This is a genomic window from Neptunomonas phycophila, assembly GCF_001922575.1.
Taxonomy (GTDB): Bacteria; Pseudomonadota; Gammaproteobacteria; order Pseudomonadales; family Balneatricaceae; genus Neptunomonas; species Neptunomonas phycophila.
The window spans coordinates 818,301-836,456 of the sequence record NZ_MRCI01000001.1 but is presented as its reverse complement, the minus strand read 5'-3'; the positions used below and the strand labels follow the sequence as shown (position 1 = coordinate 836,456).

General features: G+C 45.0%; 13 protein-coding genes. 6 read left to right on the top strand and 7 right to left on the bottom strand.

Annotation, left to right across the window (positions count from 1 at the left end):
* Positions 1–29: 29 nt before the first annotated feature.
* From BS617_RS03790 to BS617_RS03770, 5 genes are all read left to right on the top strand, one after another.
* Positions 30–608, top strand: coding sequence for a LemA family protein (locus BS617_RS03790; RefSeq protein ID WP_075171569.1), 579 nt, complete (start codon positions 30–32; stop codon positions 606–608).
* A gap of 1 nt (position 609) precedes the next feature.
* Positions 610–1,491, top strand: a complete 882-nt coding sequence (locus BS617_RS03785) for a GIDE domain-containing protein (RefSeq protein WP_075171568.1) — start codon at positions 610–612, stop codon at positions 1,489–1,491.
* 138 nt (positions 1,492–1,629) lie between these two features.
* Positions 1,630–2,475: a 3-deoxy-8-phosphooctulonate synthase gene (kdsA, locus tag BS617_RS03780; protein WP_075173419.1), complete on the top strand. Its 846-nt coding sequence runs from the start codon at positions 1,630–1,632 to the stop codon at positions 2,473–2,475.
* 110 nt (positions 2,476–2,585) lie between these two features.
* Positions 2,586–4,565, top strand: coding sequence for an SUMF1/EgtB/PvdO family nonheme iron enzyme (locus tag BS617_RS03775; RefSeq protein WP_075171567.1), 1,980 nt, complete (start codon positions 2,586–2,588; stop codon positions 4,563–4,565).
* Between the two features lie 60 nt (positions 4,566–4,625).
* A complete protein-coding gene (locus tag BS617_RS03770; protein WP_075171566.1) occupies positions 4,626–6,038 on the top strand; it encodes a DUF4139 domain-containing protein in 1,413 nt (470 codons plus the stop codon).
* A gap of 17 nt (positions 6,039–6,055) precedes the next feature.
* On the opposite strand, the gene BS617_RS03765 is transcribed toward BS617_RS03770, so the two are convergent.
* The 3 genes from BS617_RS03765 to BS617_RS03755 all read right to left on the bottom strand — a co-directional run bounded on the left by BS617_RS03765 (position 6,056) and on the right by BS617_RS03755 (position 11,471).
* A complete protein-coding gene (locus BS617_RS03765; protein ID WP_075171565.1) occupies positions 6,056–6,520 on the bottom strand; it encodes a tetratricopeptide repeat protein in 465 nt (154 codons plus the stop codon).
* A gap of 63 nt (positions 6,521–6,583) precedes the next feature.
* Complete coding sequence (locus BS617_RS03760; protein WP_083609920.1) at positions 6,584–8,725, bottom strand: EAL domain-containing protein; 2,142 nt, start codon at positions 8,723–8,725, stop codon at positions 6,584–6,586.
* Between the two features lie 10 nt (positions 8,726–8,735).
* Positions 8,736–11,471, bottom strand: coding sequence for an ATP-binding protein (locus tag BS617_RS03755; protein WP_075171564.1), 2,736 nt, complete (start codon positions 11,469–11,471; stop codon positions 8,736–8,738).
* Between the two features lie 199 nt (positions 11,472–11,670).
* Between BS617_RS03755 and cysK the strand changes: the two genes are divergently transcribed.
* Complete coding sequence (gene cysK / locus BS617_RS03750) at positions 11,671–12,639, top strand: cysteine synthase A (protein WP_075171563.1); 969 nt, start codon at positions 11,671–11,673, stop codon at positions 12,637–12,639.
* 81 nt (positions 12,640–12,720) lie between these two features.
* On the opposite strand, the gene BS617_RS03745 is transcribed toward cysK, so the two are convergent.
* The 4 genes from BS617_RS03745 to BS617_RS03730 form a co-directional block, all read right to left on the bottom strand.
* On the bottom strand, positions 12,721–13,293 hold the full coding sequence (locus tag BS617_RS03745) for a YfiR family protein (protein WP_170870315.1): 573 nt from the start codon (positions 13,291–13,293) through the stop codon (positions 12,721–12,723).
* 14 nt (positions 13,294–13,307) lie between these two features.
* Positions 13,308–15,491, bottom strand: coding sequence for a TonB-dependent receptor plug domain-containing protein (locus BS617_RS18235; protein WP_075171561.1), 2,184 nt, complete (start codon positions 15,489–15,491; stop codon positions 13,308–13,310).
* A gap of 261 nt (positions 15,492–15,752) precedes the next feature.
* A complete protein-coding gene (locus BS617_RS03735) occupies positions 15,753–16,667 on the bottom strand; it encodes a Dyp-type peroxidase (RefSeq protein WP_075171560.1) in 915 nt (304 codons plus the stop codon).
* A 147-nt stretch (positions 16,668–16,814) separates the two neighbouring features.
* Positions 16,815–18,092, bottom strand: a complete 1,278-nt coding sequence (locus BS617_RS03730; protein ID WP_075171559.1) for a tryptophan--tRNA ligase — start codon at positions 18,090–18,092, stop codon at positions 16,815–16,817.
* Positions 18,093–18,156 lie beyond the last annotated feature (64 nt).

Genomic DNA, 18,156 nt, shown 5'->3' with positions numbered 1-18,156 from the left:
ACAAATCATATCGCCAAGGAACCAATTAGATGACGATTAGCACTTGGGTTACGTTAGCTATTTCCATTCTAGTCTTACTTTATGCCATTTCTATTTATAATCACCTCATTCACTTACGCCATAACGTGGCTCAAGCTTGGTCAAACATCGACGTGTTAATGAAGCAGCGACATGATGAAATACCTAAATTAGTCGACATATGTCGCGAACACATGCGCTATGAACAAGAAACTTTACTCAAAATAACACGTGCTCGCGCCCGCGTGAGTGATGCAGCGAACGCAGAAAATATGGTGGCTTTGGGGGCGGCGGAAACAGCCTTACGAGGAGGTTTAGATGAGCTATTTGCTGTAGTAGAAAACTATCCTGATCTAAAAGCCAACGAGTCCTTCCAACACCTTGAAAGTCGTATCACTGGCCTAGAAAGCAGCATTGCCGACCGCCGTGAGTTCTATAATGCATGCGTCAACATTTATAACATTCGCGTAGACCAGTTTCCGGACGTTATCATTTCCAAGGCTTTTAGCTTCAAGCATAAAGAGTTGTTGGTATTTAGTGACTTGGAAACCGCGGATGTAAATATCCACCAGCTATTCAAACGCTCATAAGATGATCTGGCTAACGCTCCTATTATTATTTAGCTTAGTTGCCACAACGTGGATAGGCTTTCGTTTTTTAAACTACTATCGTTTAATTACCGGAACACCAACCTCCCTAATACGCTCAGCCCATCAAGGGTATGTCGAAGTAATCGGCCACATCCACGACGGTGAAGGAGACATTTTACGAGCCCCGCTCTCCAATATGGAATGTGTCTGGTACCGTTTTAAAGTAGAAGATCTACACGAAAAGAAAACGGGGCCGGTAAACTCTGGCGAATCGCAGCAGTGGTTCCAAGTTTCTGATTCCAGCGGGACATGCTTAGTTGATCCAAACGGGGCAAGAGTAAAACCAGACTATACCCGCACTTGGCATGGCAACACCTTAAACCCCAGAGACGAAACCTACCACCACACCAATACGACAAGCCGAAGTCTGCTGACTAAAGAATTATCTGGGCCGCGTTACCGTTACACTGAAAGCTTGTTAATGCGACACGAAAAAGTCTATTTACTCGGACAGTTTCGCAGCGTAGGTGGTGGTCGGCATGTAGAATCCGTAAAAGATCTGACAAAAGAAGTTATCACCGAGTGGAAAGCGAATTATACCGCTTTGCTCGAGCGCTTTGATGAAAACGGCGATAATAAAATCGACATGACGGAATGGGATGCTGTTCAAAAAGCAGCAGCAGTAGAAGCCAATGAGCGTCGGCGCTCTCAAATAAACAGCCCTTCAATGCACGTCATGATCGCCCCAAACACCCCAGCTCAACCTTATTTGATATCTACCCTAAACGAAGAAACCTTAGCGCGCCGTTACGGCCTTTACTCACTCGGCTGCCTCGTGGCCATTACAGCGGAGATTTACGGTTTATTGTACCTCTGGTATTAACCGGTCTTCTGGCAGCGGTTTCGTACTCCACATCTCATCTGATTCGCGTATACTTTGCGCTTTAATCAACGAGCAAGTAATCCTGCTTACTCGTTGATCATTAGCTTTCGTTAAGCGTAACCGACAGAGATTTAAATGATGGAACAGAAAACAATTCAGGTAGGCGCGTTAGAAGTCTCTAACGACAAACCCATGGTGCTGCTAGGTGGCATGAACGTTTTAGAGTCGCGTGATTTGGCTATGAAAATTGCCGAAACTTACGTAGAAGTCACCACTAAACTGAATATTCCTTACGTTTTTAAAGCCTCTTTCGACAAAGCTAATCGCTCATCTCTTACGTCTTATCGTGGACCAGGCTTAGACGAAGGCTTGCGAATACTGGAAGAAATCAAAAATACGTTTAACGTGCCTTTAATTACCGACGTCCATGAGCCCTTCCAAGCGGCACCAGCTGCTGAAATATGCGATATCATCCAACTTCCTGCTTTTTTGTCGCGCCAAACAGACCTTGTTGACGCTATGGCGAAAACAAAAGCGGTTATTAATATTAAAAAGGCTCAATTCCTAGCTCCCCACGAGATGAAGCATATCCTCCATAAGTGCGAAGAAGCCGGTAACAGCAATCTAATCCTATGCGAACGCGGTACAAGCTTTGGCTACAATAATCTGGTGGTAGATATGCTTGGCTTTAGCGTAATGAAAGAGTTTGGCTACCCTATTGTCTTTGATGCTACACACGCACTTCAATTACCCGGTGGACGTTCAGATTCAGCGGGTGGTCGCCGAGCCATGGCCGCCCAATTGGCCCGTGCAGGTATTTCACAAGGGATAGCAGGGTTATTCTTAGAGGCCCACCCAAACCCTGCCGAAGCAAAATGCGACGGTCCATGTGCACTGCCACTCGACAAACTTGAGCCATACCTAGCCCAAATGAAAGCAGTGGATGAGCTTGTAAAAAGCTTCGCACCACTACAAACAGACTAACTCGCTGTATTTATTAAAGAGTGGGTAAAGATCTCAAGTAGAGTATTGCCCGATCTTGTCTATTATTAGTGATATTGTATATGACTAGTTTCAATGGATAGGTTCGGGTAATGCCATCACAACCAAACACGCTGTATCAATCACTTAGCAAAGATCAAATTTTAGGCCCTGAGCATCGCCGTTTTAAGCTAGACACCCTGCTAGGGAAGCACTTATTAGGACAGCTTTGGTCTGCCACAGACCTTTCTCATGCTAATGCTCCCGTTGCGGTGGTGGTAATTAGCCCAGAATTAATGGCCGACAAAGGCTTTCAAGAAGCCTTAAAAAAACAAGTCATTATTGCACGTAAGTTAACCCATCCTCATTTACTAAAAACCCTTGGCTTTTTTGTACACCGTGCCGGGCTGCTACTGTTAGCCACCGAGCCTGTTGATGGGCTTACCCTTCAAGGGATGATCGAAAAGAAACACATCAAAAAACTTAAACCCAGTCAACAACGCGGATTATTGATGCAAGTCGCTGCTAGCATCGATCATTATCACGAAAAAACTCGTCTACCGTATGGGTCATTAGCGCCCGATCAAATTTTTATCAATCGCCAAGGCGGAGTTAAGGTATGGCCGCTTTCCAACAAAGTGCTGCTTGAGGCGTCTAATTCCGCGTTAACTGGCGACTACATCGCCTACCAGTCTGAAGAAAACTTCCACCCTAATCTATTACCAATCAACAGTGACACCTATGCTGTAGCGACGATTGCGTATACGGTCTTGAGCGGAAAAAGCCCATTTACCCAAGCACAAGGGCCTGATTCACGACTTTCCGCTTCTTGGAAGGCACCGCAAGGCCTTGAGCCCCCTCAATGGGACGCCCTACTAACAGGGTTAGACAACGATAGCGTACAACGCCCTGAGTCATCCGCAGAATTGATTTCCGCTATTTTTGCCGAAGCTGACAAACCGGAACAGCCGGAAGCAGCCAGTGATGATCCCGAACCAAACGAACCACCCTTGGTTAATACAAAAGCGACCTCTAAACAAACCAATGATAATACGCCCAAAAAGTCCAGAAGCGTCTTGCCTAGTTTTCGCTTTCACTGGATAAAAGGAGCCGGTTTGTTTACAGCGGGTCTTCTCCTTGGATTATCGTTAAGCCTTTGGTTTTTTCTGCAACAGCAACAACTTAATCAGCAAATCAATGCGTGGAAGGAGCAAGCGTTTGCTTTGAAAGAAAGTGCACAAGCCAATGCATTAGTTAACGAAAACTTACAACAGCAGTTAAACCAACTTCAGGAGAAGCCTACACCGCTTGATACTGCCCAGCCCCCTAAAGCCCGTGATGCTGCAGAAGCTGATGCCAACTTTGCGCACTTCCAAGACCAATTAAGCACAGGCGTTTACGGGCCAGAAATGGTTAGCTTACCGGCCGGACGGTTCTTTATGGGAGACCAACATGGTCTGGGTGATGACAATGAACGCCCCGTCATTGAAGTGGTTATAGACAAACCTTTCGCTCTAGCTAGACACGAAGTCACCTTTGCTGAGTATGACCGTTTCGCCACAGCCACCAACCGTACTATGCCGGATGATAATGGCTGGGGCCGCGACAATCAGCCGGTGGTTAATGTCTCATGGCTTGACGCAACAGCCTATGCAGCCTGGCTTTCTAAGGAAACAGGGCAAAATTATCGGCTCCCCAGCGAAGCAGAATGGGAGTACGCAGCCCGCGCGGGAACTAATACAGCCTATTGGTGGGGCGATGAACTTTACCCCAATCGCGCAGTCTGTGATGGATGTGGGACGCAATGGGATGCCCAACAACCTGCACCCGTTGGCTCTTTACCAGCAAATCCATGGGGGTTACTGGACATGAATGGCAACGTAGATGAATGGGTGCAAGATTGCTACCTAGAAAATTATCAAAACTACCCAAAAGATGGTTCAGCCTACAGTGAACCTCGCTGCGCCTACCGGAGTATGCGCGGTGGCTCATGGTTTGATATTGACCGCGTTGTTCGATCAGCTAGCCGTTACCGCCATCCAGCAGACACGTCACGCAATGCATGGGGGTTTCGTGTCGCACTAGATTTGTAGGTTTACATTAGGATTGATTAGGCCACGGCGCCTTTACACTGTTAAGAAAGGATGACTTTTATGCGTTTCACCTCATTTAGCGGAGCACTGTTTCTGTCGTGCTTACCGGTATTTACACAAGCAGCTACTCACCTGAGCGCTGACCAACAAACGCAACTCGATGTCACTTTATACACCGACAACCTAGGGCTGGTTCAAGAGACTCGCTCCCGCCCTGCTTTACCCGCTAATCAGTCGGTCTACCTCGAAGACATCAGCCAGCAAATGCAAACAGAGACACTACGTTTAAACAAGGTGGGCCGCATCAAAGAGCAAACGCTCAACCAAGCCGTACTGAATTTAACCACTTTATTAGATAACGCTATTGGTAATAATATTATTTTAGCCAGGCGCGGCGCAGACGGACAAGAGTTACAGCAAACCGTTCGTTTATTAAGCGCGCAAGGTAATACCTTAATGATAGAACATAACGGGCGCATTGAGACTATTACACGGGGAGATGAATGGCGCATTATATTCCCTGATATGCCTGATAACCTTGTGCTCAAACCCAGTCTTCAATTCACTACTGCAGGTGCACCTAAAGCTGGCGAAGCCGACATTAGCTACTTAACGGCGGGCCTGAGCTGGCAAATGGATTATGTGATGACACTTAATACCGCCAGAGACGCCATGCAATTACAAGGGATGGCATCGTTACAAAATATGACAGGTACCGATTTTAAAAACGCGCGTATCAAATTACTTGCGGGTAACGTAAATCAAGTACAAGGCAATGGGCGCATGTATGCCAAAGAGGCCATGATGCGAGCGACCATGGACGCACCGATGGCTTCAGCCATATCTGAACAGCAATCGTTAAGCGATTACCAACTCTATACATTAGAGTCGCCTGTAAACCTACTGGATCAACAACGTACGCAAGTGCCTTTTATATCCCAAGAGGATGTAAGCGTAGAGCCCGTTTTAACTTATCGCTTTAGAATTGGAGCCAACCCAGAGCAACAAACAACAACACTCAAGCCCAACTCAGTTATTCGGTTTTACAACAACCAACATCACGGAATCGGCAAACCATTGCCAGCGGGAAATGCGCGTTTTTTCATACCAGATAATGACGGACAGCTCCAATACGTAGGTGCCGCTCACTTACAACAAACGGCTATTGGCGATCGAGTCGAACTGCCGATGGGACAAGCCTTTGACCAATCAATTGTGCGCAAACAAACCGACATTCAAGAAGCCTTCGATGGAACCGTAGTCGCACATGAGCTTTTACTACGCAACAATGCGAAAGAAAGCCGCGTTTTCGAAATCAGTACCGACTTTTATCAACCTTGGTCCATAGTGAGCAGCACCATAGACCCAACTGAAAAAACCGGCGGGAATGCTGTATGGCGAGTAACCGTACCCGGCAATGCCGAAACTACGCTCAATATGCGTATTCGATTGCGTACGGAAAAGAAGCAATAGACAAGCTCACGCAAAGATTATGCTTTCTGCCCTTGCCAGTAAAGATATTGGGCAGTATCAACTGGCTGCGATAACTCTCCGTGCTGATAGATCGTAGCCAGCCTTGATATAGCTAAACCATGGCCTTGCTCTGCAGCTAGCCTATAAAAAGCCAAGGCCTTAGTGGGTGAAGGCATGAAATAATTCTCAAACCCGGATTCATAAACCCGTCCCATTTGATACTGAGCCTTACTGTCTCCTGCAGTGGCTGCGCGCTCTAAATATATCCCACCTTGTATTCGGTTTTGCTGACCATCCCCTTTATAAAACAACAGGTGTCCGTAAAGGGAGAGAGCCCGAGTATTTCCATTATCAGCCGCCACACGAAAAACCTTCATAGTAAAGTTATGAACAGCTTTAGAACGACGAGCAAAAGGAGATCTAAAGAGGAAGTAACCCAAATAAAAGATAGCCGGAGCTATAAGCTTTAGGACCAGACGCATAACTTTGCCCAACGCATAATTAAGATAAATCTAATATATCAAACATTAAACCACCAAACTACATTAGGCGCGACTAGACAGTGCAGAATGATTTGGCTTGTTAGGCCAGCTGGTTAGTAATTCGGTAAATGCCTCAGCGCTAATTGGCTTAGAAAAAAGAAAGCCTTGAAACTCATCACACGACTTTTCCAACAAAAAAGACGCTTGTTCTTGCAGTTCAATTCCCTCGGCCACTACTCTTAAATTTAGCGACTGCGCCATTGCTATAATGGCTGTCGCTAATGATTTATCTTCATCATTCGTGGTTAAATCTCGAATAAAGGCGCGATCAACTTTCAGCGTATCAAGTGGGAAGCTGCGTAAGTAACTTAACGATGAATAGCCTGTACCAAAATCATCAACAGCGATACGTAACCCCATCTCTTTTAAAACCATTAGTGTGGCTTGCGTTTGGGAGACGTCTTCCATGATGGAGGTTTCTGTTAGTTCGACTTCTAATGTGCTCGGCTGGATACCTGCATTTTGTATAACGTCCCGCACTTCTTGCGCTAGACGAACATCGCGAAACTGTACAGCACTCAAATTGACAGACATAACAAATTCGTGATGCCCCATGTCTTGCCATATTTTTAACTGTTTACACGCCTCCCTAAATACCCAAGCACCAATATTATGAATCAACCCCATTTCTTCGAGTAAAGGAATAAACTCAACCGGAGAAACGAGCCCTAGCGTCGGATGCTGCCAACGCAGTAGAGCCTCAGCCCCTACAATAATGTTTTTAGCCGCATGGATTCTCGGCTGATAGTGTAAATACAGCTGATTTTCTTCCAACGCCTTTTGAAGGCCACCTTCTAGTAAAACCCGACGCTCTGACGATTGACTCATTCCCGAATGATAGCAATGTGCCGAGTTTCGTCCTTGACGCTTAGCGTGGCGTAACGCCGTTTCAGCATTACGGACAAGAGTATCTGTATCTTCGACACGATCAGATACATGGGCATAACCAATACATCCCGTTAGCGACACTTCATGACCATTAGCCGATATTGGTTCTACGAGGGTCGCTAACAAGGCTACGGGTATTTCGCCTGACTGATCTGATGAACGCTTAGCATGAACAGCCACACCATAAATATCACTGCCCCAGCGGCAAATTTCCGTACCGACATATTTATCGCTTTTCGAGAAGGTTCCCAAGCAGTGTTTTAAACGACTAGCAACTTCAATTAAGACATGATCACCGGCGGTATGACCAAAGATATCGTTTATTCGCCCAAACCGGTTTATATCCAGCAACACCAGTGTTACCACGCCCCCTAAACCTTGATATAAGCGGATCATGCCGTCTAAAGAGCGTGCAAACGATTCTCTGTTTTGAAGATGCGTTTTCCGATCAAAGTGGGATAAAAAACTAATTCGCTCTTCTGCGTTAACGCGCTCGGTCACATCTTGCACAGTTCCATGAATAGCAATCGCCTCCCCTTGCAGGTCACACTCCAAGCTCGATTGCACGTGCATAGTGCGCTTTCCTTGCTGACAGACCAAAATGTGCATGAAAAAGTCGGTAGGAAAACTGGTGGGTAACGTCTGGGCTAAAGAGATAACTTGACGCAAGTGCTCTCGATCTTTAGAAACGACGGCATCCAAAATACGATCGACTGAATCAATCTGGGTACTCGGGGATTTAATTATTTCTTGCAGCTGTTGCGACAGCGTTAACACCTTTCGCTTTAAATCCCAGTGCCAATACCCCAACTTAGCAATGTCTTGCGCCTTGGCCAATCGAGCCTCACTATCAGACAGCTCCTTAATAGCAGTGGTTGCACGCAGCATAAACTTCAAACGCTGTTTGAGTAATGTCCAGTTCACAGGCTTGGCAATAAAATCCGTTGCCCCTACTCTATATGCCTCTTCTATAGAGCTATTGCCTTCAAGTCCCGTCATCATCAAAATAGGTAAGTTTTTACAAGACTCGAATTCACGAATACGCTTACATGCCTCAAAGCCATTCATGGTAGGCATATCAACGTCTAATACAATGAGATCAGCTTCGTACTCAACAAGAAGCTCTAATAGGCGATGGCCGTTTTCGGCTGTAACTACCTCATAACCTTCTTTGCGAAGATGAGCCGCAGCTACCATACGCAAAGTAGGGTCATCATCTGCCAATAGCACTGTTTGCGCTTTTTTATAGACTTCCAATTAAAGCTCCTTACATCCACTCTGGCAGGCTGACTAACCCCACAAGCTCTTCGTTAGCCTGCCGACACGCGTTAGCAAGCAATACGATCTCATCGTCAACTGCATCGACATTTCCTCGTTGGCACCTTAATTCGATAGATCGCGATAATTGCGTTACTTCACTTAAACCTAAATTGCCGCTACTCGATTTCAAGCTGTGAGCCAAACGGCGTATTTCTTCAAAGTCTTGCTGCTTTGCAGCCTGCTTGAGATTGGCCAAAATCTCATCCGCATTTTTAATATAAATATCTATCAAACCCCGAATCAATGGCTGCCCATCTTCATCATAAAGCTGCTTTAAGTGCTCTAAATGAGCATAGTCAATAATTTGTGTTGGCTCGCTGCTGTATTGATCACTTTCTTGCTCAAGATCACTGAATGCAGAACGTCCTTCACTCAACCAACGAGTTAGCGTCTTATGTATACCCGCTCGGCTAAATGGCTTGCTTAAGTAGTCATCCATTCCATTGCTTAAGTACAGCTCTCTATCACCGTCCATTGCGTTTGCGGTAACAGCAACAATTGGCGTGTAAGCCTGCTGCCCGGCTATTTCAGCTTCGCGAATTTCAGCTGTAGCAGAAATCCCGTCTAAAATTGGCATTTCGATATCCATCAAAATGATATCAAAGCGATCATTCCTCCACCTTTCAACAGCTTCCCTACCATTGTTCGCAATCACAAATTCACAACCGATAGAACGCAATAAGCCTGAAGCAACTTGTTGGTTGACCAAGTTATCTTCAACCAAAAGAACACGGCCATTTAAGTGTTCATGGTCAGTTTCATCAAGGTTATTAGCATCACCTGTGGGCTGAGTGCCCCCAAAAGAAAGAGAGTCAGGAGCTAACATTCCTGACAAGGTATCCAATAAAACAGAGGGGCGCACTGAGTCAGAATGTTTGAAAATTACCTTTGCATTACTGGGTAAACAGCTATAACTCTGCTCGGGAGTACTCACCAATAAATAGGCAGGTTCGTTCAGGTTCGCTCGCCGTTTCACCGATTGCATTAAAGAGATACTTTCTCGTGCTATACCTTCCCGATCGATGATCATCACATCGAATGATTTACCCCGTTCGGAAGCCATTTGTAGCTTCTGCTCTGCCATATGGACTGAAGCCGCTATATCGACATACACATCCCAACAGTGAAGTTGCTCTTTTAGCTGTTGCGCAAAGGTACTGTCCAATGACACAAGCAGCATTCGATAACCGCCGAGTAAAGTCGCGCCATCATGCCCTTGCTGAATATCCGACTGTTCTACCGGTAGCTCAAACCAAAAAGTAGCGCCATCCCCGGGAACGCTCTGCACACCAATACGCCCAGACATGCTCTCCACTAACTGTTTACAGATAGCCAAGCCTAGCCCGGTTCCTCCATATTTACGGGTAATGGATGAGTCGGCTTGCGAAAAAGACTCAAAAATACGCTCTTGAGCTTCAGGAGAAATACCCGGCCCACTGTCAATGACATCAATTCGAATAAACGGTGAATCGTCTGAGAAGAAGCTACGTACTTTGATGACTATAGAGCCGTCCTGAGTAAACTTAATCGCATTACCCACCAAATTCATGAGCACTTGGCGGATACGAGTAGAGTCTCCTTTTAAGTGCCCACTAAACTTAGGGTCGTATTCGGTGTGAAGCTTAATCTGCTTATTATGTGCAGACTCGCCAAGCAGCTCGAGAACATGGTCTATCTGCTCGTACATATCTAAACGAACCGATTCCAGCTTAAGCTGCCCGGCTTCAAATTTAGAGTAATCTAATATGTCGTTAATAATACTTAATAACGATGCGCCTGAGCTATGAATCGTTTGGGCGTAACGTAACTGCTCTTCATTCAGCGGTGTGCTCATTATCAGCTCAGCCATGCCGAGCACCCCGTTCATAGGTGTACGAATCTCATGACTCATTGTCGCTAAAAAGCGTGACTTTGCGTGGTTGGCCTGCTCTGCAACATCCCTAGCGTGTTTTAGCTCGGCGTCTCGGTTTTGAATTTGAGCCAACATGTTGTTAAAGCCTTCAACGAGCTGACCAAGCTCGTCTTTTGAACGGTAACGCACACGGCTGCTGTAATCGCTAGACTTAGCTACCTCGCTCATCGTGTTTACCATTTTATCAAGCGGCTTAATAATAAAGCGCTGCAGCCTTAACGAGATAAAATAGCCGACTAATAACACGAGGAATAAAATACCTACACCGTATAACACCCAGCGCCGAATACTCTCTTGGTAGTTCTCTAAACTCACCGCAACCCCGAGCATACCTATCAAGCGTTTCTCAACCATGACTGGCTGCTCAATGATTAAGTAATTATCAATAAAGTCGTAGCTCCAATCGGTGCTCTGAACAGACATAAAGTTTTCGAATTGAGTTTTATCTTGAGGTGAGAGTAAATCACCGTATCCCGCAAAGAAGGCGCCTTCTACATTTTGCAGCACGGCATACTCAACATTAGGGTTGGCATTGAGTGTGTTAAGGATTTCTGTTGCCGTTAAGCTATCATCAAAAATCACCGCCGCTGATACGTTCGCGCTAACGGCTTTCGTAAGCGTATGAAGCGACTCAACCAGTTGATCTCGACTGGTCAGCCAAAAATTCACAATAAATATAGAATAAGACAGCATAACAACCGCTAATGCAGTTGCCATTACGATAGCAGATAACTTGTGGCGAACAGGTAGGTCGTACAGTAACTTTTTCAAACATCACCAATTTCAATTCACAAAATTTAGCCAACAAAGCGTCTATGGTTGGGTCTTACACTGTTCCTAGGCTCTTTACCTAATTAAGGACATACGCTTTATTTATTAGATAATATAGATATAGCAAAGGAATCTGTGAAAACAAACTTATCGGCAGGTACACTACAAATTAAAGTACATTTTCGCTATAGGAGGCACCATGAAGGCTTTTTCAGACAATTCCCTTAGTATTGGCAATACCCCACTTGTTCGCTTGGCTCGTCTTGCTCCAGACGCAGAAATTTACGCCAAAATAGAATCTCGTAACCCAGCCGGTTCAATCAAATGCCGCATAGGCGCCAGCATGGTATGGGAAGCAGAGAAATCGGGAAAACTAAAACCCGGTGTTACACTTGTTGAACCAACAAGTGGGAACACGGGCATCGCCTTAGCCTTTGTCGCTGCATCACGAGGTTACAAACTCATACTCACGATGCCTTCTTCAATGAGTATCGAGCGTCGCAAACTAATGAAGGCCTTAGGGGCTGAAATTGTACTGACACCGCCTGAAAAAGGCATGAAAGGTGCTATTGAGCGAGCGCAGTCGATTGTCGATGCCGATCCAGACAATGTCATTATGCTCCAACAATTTCAGAACCCAGCCAACCCGGCCATCCACGAAAAAACAACCGGACCAGAAATCTGGGAAGATACGGAAGGTGAAATTGATATTTTGGTGGCCGGTGTCGGTACAGGCGGTACGATAACGGGTGTTTCGCGCTATATTAAAAACACTAAAGGTAAGGCTATCAAAAGTGTAGCTGTCGAGCCTACAAGTTCACCTGTCATCAGCCAAACTATCAACGGCGAAGAAGTAAAACCGTCTCCGCATAAAATCCAAGGTATTGGTGCCGGCTTTGTACCCAGCAATTTAGATTTATCTTTAGTGGATCAAGTTGAACAAGTCAGCAACGAAGACGCTATCGCCACTGCACAACGTTTAATGAAAGAAGAAGGTATCTTAGCAGGGATATCATGTGGTGCGGCCACAGCAGCAGCACTAAGGGTAGCGGCTTTACCTGAGAACGCTGGTAAGAAAATCGTTGTTATATTACCTGACTCAGGTGAACGTTATTTATCTACCGCTTTATTTGAAGGCGTCTTTACTGAAAACGAAACTCAACAGTAAAAGCGTCTAAATCACCTAAGCCCTATCAAATGATGGGGCTTAGGCTTACTAAAACGCTTACTAAAACGCTTGCTAGACCGATTAACGTTCAATCCGCACTACGCGCAGCAACTTAGAACTCACTTTAAAGCCTGCATTTTCCATCGCCGTTAAATTCATAGCTACTCGCACCTTACGGCCCCGAGTCTCAAAAGCAACCATGCCCACGCCGTTGGAAATAAAGTTGTTCTTGTCGCTCACCAATAGCGCATTACTCGACTTCAGTTGCGCAAGCTCTGCATCACTTATTGGCATGCTGGCTTGCCAAAAGACAAGATGGCATCCGCGTATATCACCCTCTAACATACGCATATTTATAGGTCGCCCCTCGATTTGCTCACCACTTACAACAGCCGCGATACGCTCATACATAGAGCGCTGAGCAACAATGCATAACTGGTAGTGATCATCTTGAGGCTCCGGCCAATCGATAAATGACAAAAAGTTAAAGATATAAACAGACTTGATATCATCCAACGGATTAGAAACTTCTTCTGCGCGTGCCGTTGAATGGTACATAAATAGCATCGCCAACAAGATTAACGTCAATTGCGGCAAAGCACGTCTTTGAGGGAGGTAGCGTCCAATTTTTAAGGTTTTGAGTGTAGACATCATTTTCATCTCCACCCCTAAAACCGCAATGTGAATTTAGCAGAAACACTGCGCTTCACATCGGTGTTTTCAGAAACACCTCCGACATTGATGGGCGATGAAAAAAACTCCTCATGTGTGCTATCAAAAAGGTTTTGTCCAATTAAGCTAATTTCTGCTTGAGGTGACAGTTGCCAACCTAACCTTATGTCCGTTCGCAAGTAGCTATCGATGGAGTGTTCGTTACCGAGTAATATTTGCGACCCTGATTCGCCAATGTCTGATACATAGTAAAGACTAACATCAAGCTCAACATCCTCGGTTACATCCCAGTAGGAGCGGAGGCTCCACTGTTGTTCGGCCGACTTCTTGGTCGAGATGATTGATTCAATATTAGAAGCCAAGCGCTTTTCGTTCTGAGAAATCCAGCTATAAGACGCCTGTAGCTTCCAACTAGGAACCACTTGCCAGTCGACTGCCAACTCTGCTCCATAGGCGTCCACCGCTGCATCATTACCAAACGATAGCTCACCAGGGGTACTCGCAATAGGATCAAACGCCCGTAAGATTACTAACGAGGTAAGGTTTCGATACCAGTACTTATAAGCCGATAGGTCGATAGATAGGTTATTGGTAAAACTGTGTCGCAGCCCTAATTCTAATGAGCTGAGCTGCTCTTCTGCATGATCATCATTTGTTTCTACACTGTAAGCAGAGTTAGCAATTGCGCCCGTTTCAATTCGCGAAGCGGTACGCGAAGAGAAAGACATAGCACTCCACAATTGTGTATCAGGAGTAACACTCCATAACCCTCTTATGGTCGGTTGCCATTGCACACCTGTTTGGCTTGAGTATTCATAACCCAAACCCGATAGAATCCGAATATCATCAGTTAATTGATACGAATTTTGTATAAACAGGTTAACTATGTTATTTCGACTATTAGATGGGTTTAACTGTAGTACTGGTGTAAACGAGCGATTCGTTTTAATTGAATCATCGGTTGAACGAAATCCGGCTCCTATCGCAAAATCCCCCAAATCCGATTTCCAACCATGCTCCAAGTCGATATCAAGTGACAAAGCCCTTTGCTTAATCTGATACTCCGACCTTTCTACATAATCTACATAGGCTTGAATGCTATACCACTCTTTCCCGGAAACTTGCCGCCATTTACCCAGTAAATGTGCACCTTCATAGGTTTGCTCATCGCGGATATCATAGGTGCAGTGGCTTGTTAAGCAATCCCAACCTAGGGACGAATCCCCATTTTCATCTAATAATAATGAGGTGAACTCGTTAGTATCTATTAAACCTTGTTGAAAGAGCCCTAGAATATTGTAAAGCTCTAGCCCTCTATATTGCTGATACAGGGCAGGATCGGTTATTTGGTTTTCTTCAGCAACGAACATCCGCTGCTCTGACTTTCCTCTAAAAACACCAGCTTCTAACATGAGAGAAGAGCCCTTACCGAAATCGGTATCGGTTCTAAAGTTTAGCCGGCCTTGCGAGGATTCGTCCTCAGCCAATTTCTCTCTAAAGCCAAGTCCAGAGGTTTGAGTCGGGCTATTTTGCTCGGTGGACTGCACCTTACCACTAACTCGATAAGTGGTATCAGTGTTTAACTCACCACCATAACGTAAACTCAATTCATTCCGTTGATTACCAAGGGTTGTACTGACTTCCCCTCCTTGAGCGTTGAAACTTGAACGGGTAATGATATTAATTACTCCGTTCATCGCGTTAGCTCCCCATACGGCAGAACCTGGACCGCGAATGACTTCAATACGTTCAATATCCTCTGTACGGATATCGTTCATATCCCAGTAAACGCCACCAAATGTTTGGTTATATAAGCTACGACCATCTAGAAGAACTAAGAATTTATTCGAAAATGTTTCTTGGAAACCGCGCGAATTAATAGCCCATGAGTTTCCTGAAACAGATCCGACATTTAAACCCGGAACCATTCGCAATGCTTCCGCTACGCTGCTGTGGCCAGAGCGTCGGATATCTTCTGACGTTAGTACATATACCGCTGCCGGGGTTTCTTCTACTTTTGTGGGTATTTTGGAGGCGATACCTACTTCAATTGAAGACAACTCTTCAATATCCATACTTTTGAGTTGTTCAAGGCTGAGGCTATCAGCAGCTAAACTGCTTTGGCTTGCAAAGAATAGAAATAAACCAGCACTCTTCCTGATATGTCGGCTAAACAGCATAGGATGAAAAACTCTCCGCTAAAATGATGAACCAACCCTAAACTTTATGGCTTACCTTCAGTATAGAAACGAATGCTGAAAACGCCTTATTTAATAAAGTTTTTTCGTATCTAAGGTTAGTTGAACAATGTTAAGCGAGCTATCGGCCAGTAGACGTAAAGCTTGTGGGTTTTTTATGGAATTGAATGATTTTCTAAACAAATAAAAAAGCACTGGTAGTTGCCAGTGCTTTATTTCTAGAAAGGCAGCTGCGCATTATAGCTAGCCGTTGGTTTTCAACCATTGAGGCGATGGCGCAAAGAAAGCCTGCCCAGTCACAGCACGTGTAAATTGCAGCATTCGATCTGTATGGCCATGCCCATCACCGTCAACCATACTCTTCAAAATTAAATTGAAATTGTCAGGTGTACGACAATAACTAGCGAACATCAAACCTGATTCTTTAACGCCTCCATAAGGTAGGCTCTGCCTCAACAGTTCCAAAGATTGCCCTTGGGCATTCTTGATAGACGCACGTTTAGTATGCGCTGTTAATGGTTTATCAGCAGATGCATATTCAATGTTATCGTCTTGAGTTCGGCCGTACGTATCTTCTTTTTCCTTTAAACTTTGAGTAGACCACTTCTTCATATTGTGGACATATCGCTGTAGGTGTAAATATGATCCGCCCACAAACTCAGCGTCCTCATCACCAACCAACGCCACGCTTAAACGGTCTTCACCTTGCGGATTTTCTGTCCCATCGACAAAGCCGGTCATATCTCGGCTTTCTAAGAAACGGAAACAGAATATTTCTTCTACCACATCTACATATTCAGACAGCGGCTTATACAAGGCTTCTTCTAATAAGTGAGTGATATCACGACGATCAGAACGAATGTGAAGCAAAAGATCAACAGGTGTGTTGGGCATTACTCCGGGAGTTTCAAGCGTCGGGAACGCTTGTAAAAGCGCAGGCTTTGTATCATATAGCCTATCCCATACCTCTGAACCAATCGCCACAACTGCATGAGGATTCACATCACTATAGCGTGCCGTAAACTCAGTGATAACCTGAGGTAACGAAGCAAGAATAGATTTTACAGCAGGCTCATTTCCCGCCTTGATAGACAAGGTCAAAAAACACGCATCAACGGATGCTTCTGCAACAATGCCTGTTTGGAATTGATTAGCCATTACTGCATCTCCTTAACGTTTCTAGAGCTAATTTTGGCGAAATTGACTACATCTAAAAATTTAGCTCACTTCTAAGCTGTCGACCAATAACATATATCAACCTTATTAATAGCAAGGACTTATCAGTGAGCGTTAGTCACATAAATCTTAAAAAAACTTGGCCAACTCCTCTTTTAAGATATCCAGTTCGTTTTGTGCTTTTTGCTTCGCTTTTTTCTTTAACTGCTCCACTTCCTCTGCTTTTTCAGCCAGCACTACCGCTGCTTCTTTCGCTTTATCAGCAGCCGAATCAATACGTTTAAATACCGGCGTTAATTGCATAAGGATCGCTCGTCGACGACCTTCCTCAGCACGCGCCGAGTCTTGGGCTGGCTTTTCTTTGGTTTCAGTTTTTACTTCTTTGGCGACAGGCACATAATTAAGCGGGCGTATTCCCGCAGCGATGCGCACTTTTTCCATAAAAGGTTCTGAAACAGCTTTGGCTTTCTCTGCACCTTTTTGCAAAATAGCCTCTACGGTGCCTAAATCGTTCATTAGCTCGTTATAACGATTACGCGGCTGCGTAAGCTGACTATCCAAAAATTCAAAAAGCTCTTTTTTGGCATCGCCCCACCCTATACCTTCTAAGAAGCGCTGGCGCATAACTGATGTTTCTTGCTCGTTAGCAAATAAGCTGTATAACTGGAACAAGGTGCTGTTATCAGGGTCTTTTGGTTCACCTGGGGCTTTGATGTCCGTTACAATTTGGTTAATGAGCTTACGCAATTGATCTGATGAGCAAAAAAGCGGAATCGTATTATCATAGCTTTTTGACATTTTACGGCCATCTAACCCCGGAATGAGCTGAGTTGCTTCATCCACTTGGGCTTCCGGCAAGGCAAACAAAGGTTCATAGGCGTGATTAAAGCGCCCAGCCACATCACGAGCCATCTCAATGTGTTGAATTTGATCTTTACCAACCGGCACTATATCCGCATTAAACATCAAAATATCGGCAGCCATTAGAACAGGGTAGCTAAACAACCCCATGGTAACACCGTCATCTAAATCTGGATTACCTGCATCACGATTCGCATCAACCGAAGCTTTATAGGCATGCGCACGGTTCATTAAACCTTTAGAGGTCAAGCACGAGAGAATCCATGACAACTCCGTTATCTGAGGAATATCCGTTTGGCGATAAAACGTCGCTTTATCCGTATCTAGGCCTAATGCTAGCCAAGTTGCTGCTATTTCACGAGAAGATTGCGCTACACGAGCCGGGTCCTGACATTTAATCAATGCATGGTAGTCCGCCAAAAAGAAGAAGCTCTGAAAAGCATCATTTTGGCTAGCATTGATTGCAGGCTTGATAGCACCCAAGTAGTTACCAATATGTGGGGTACCTGAGGTGGTAATACCGGTTAAAACCGTCTTCTTAGACATAACAGATCGATCCTGAATAACATAAACTCGATAAAAAAACTTTAAAACGAGGCCACATGATACA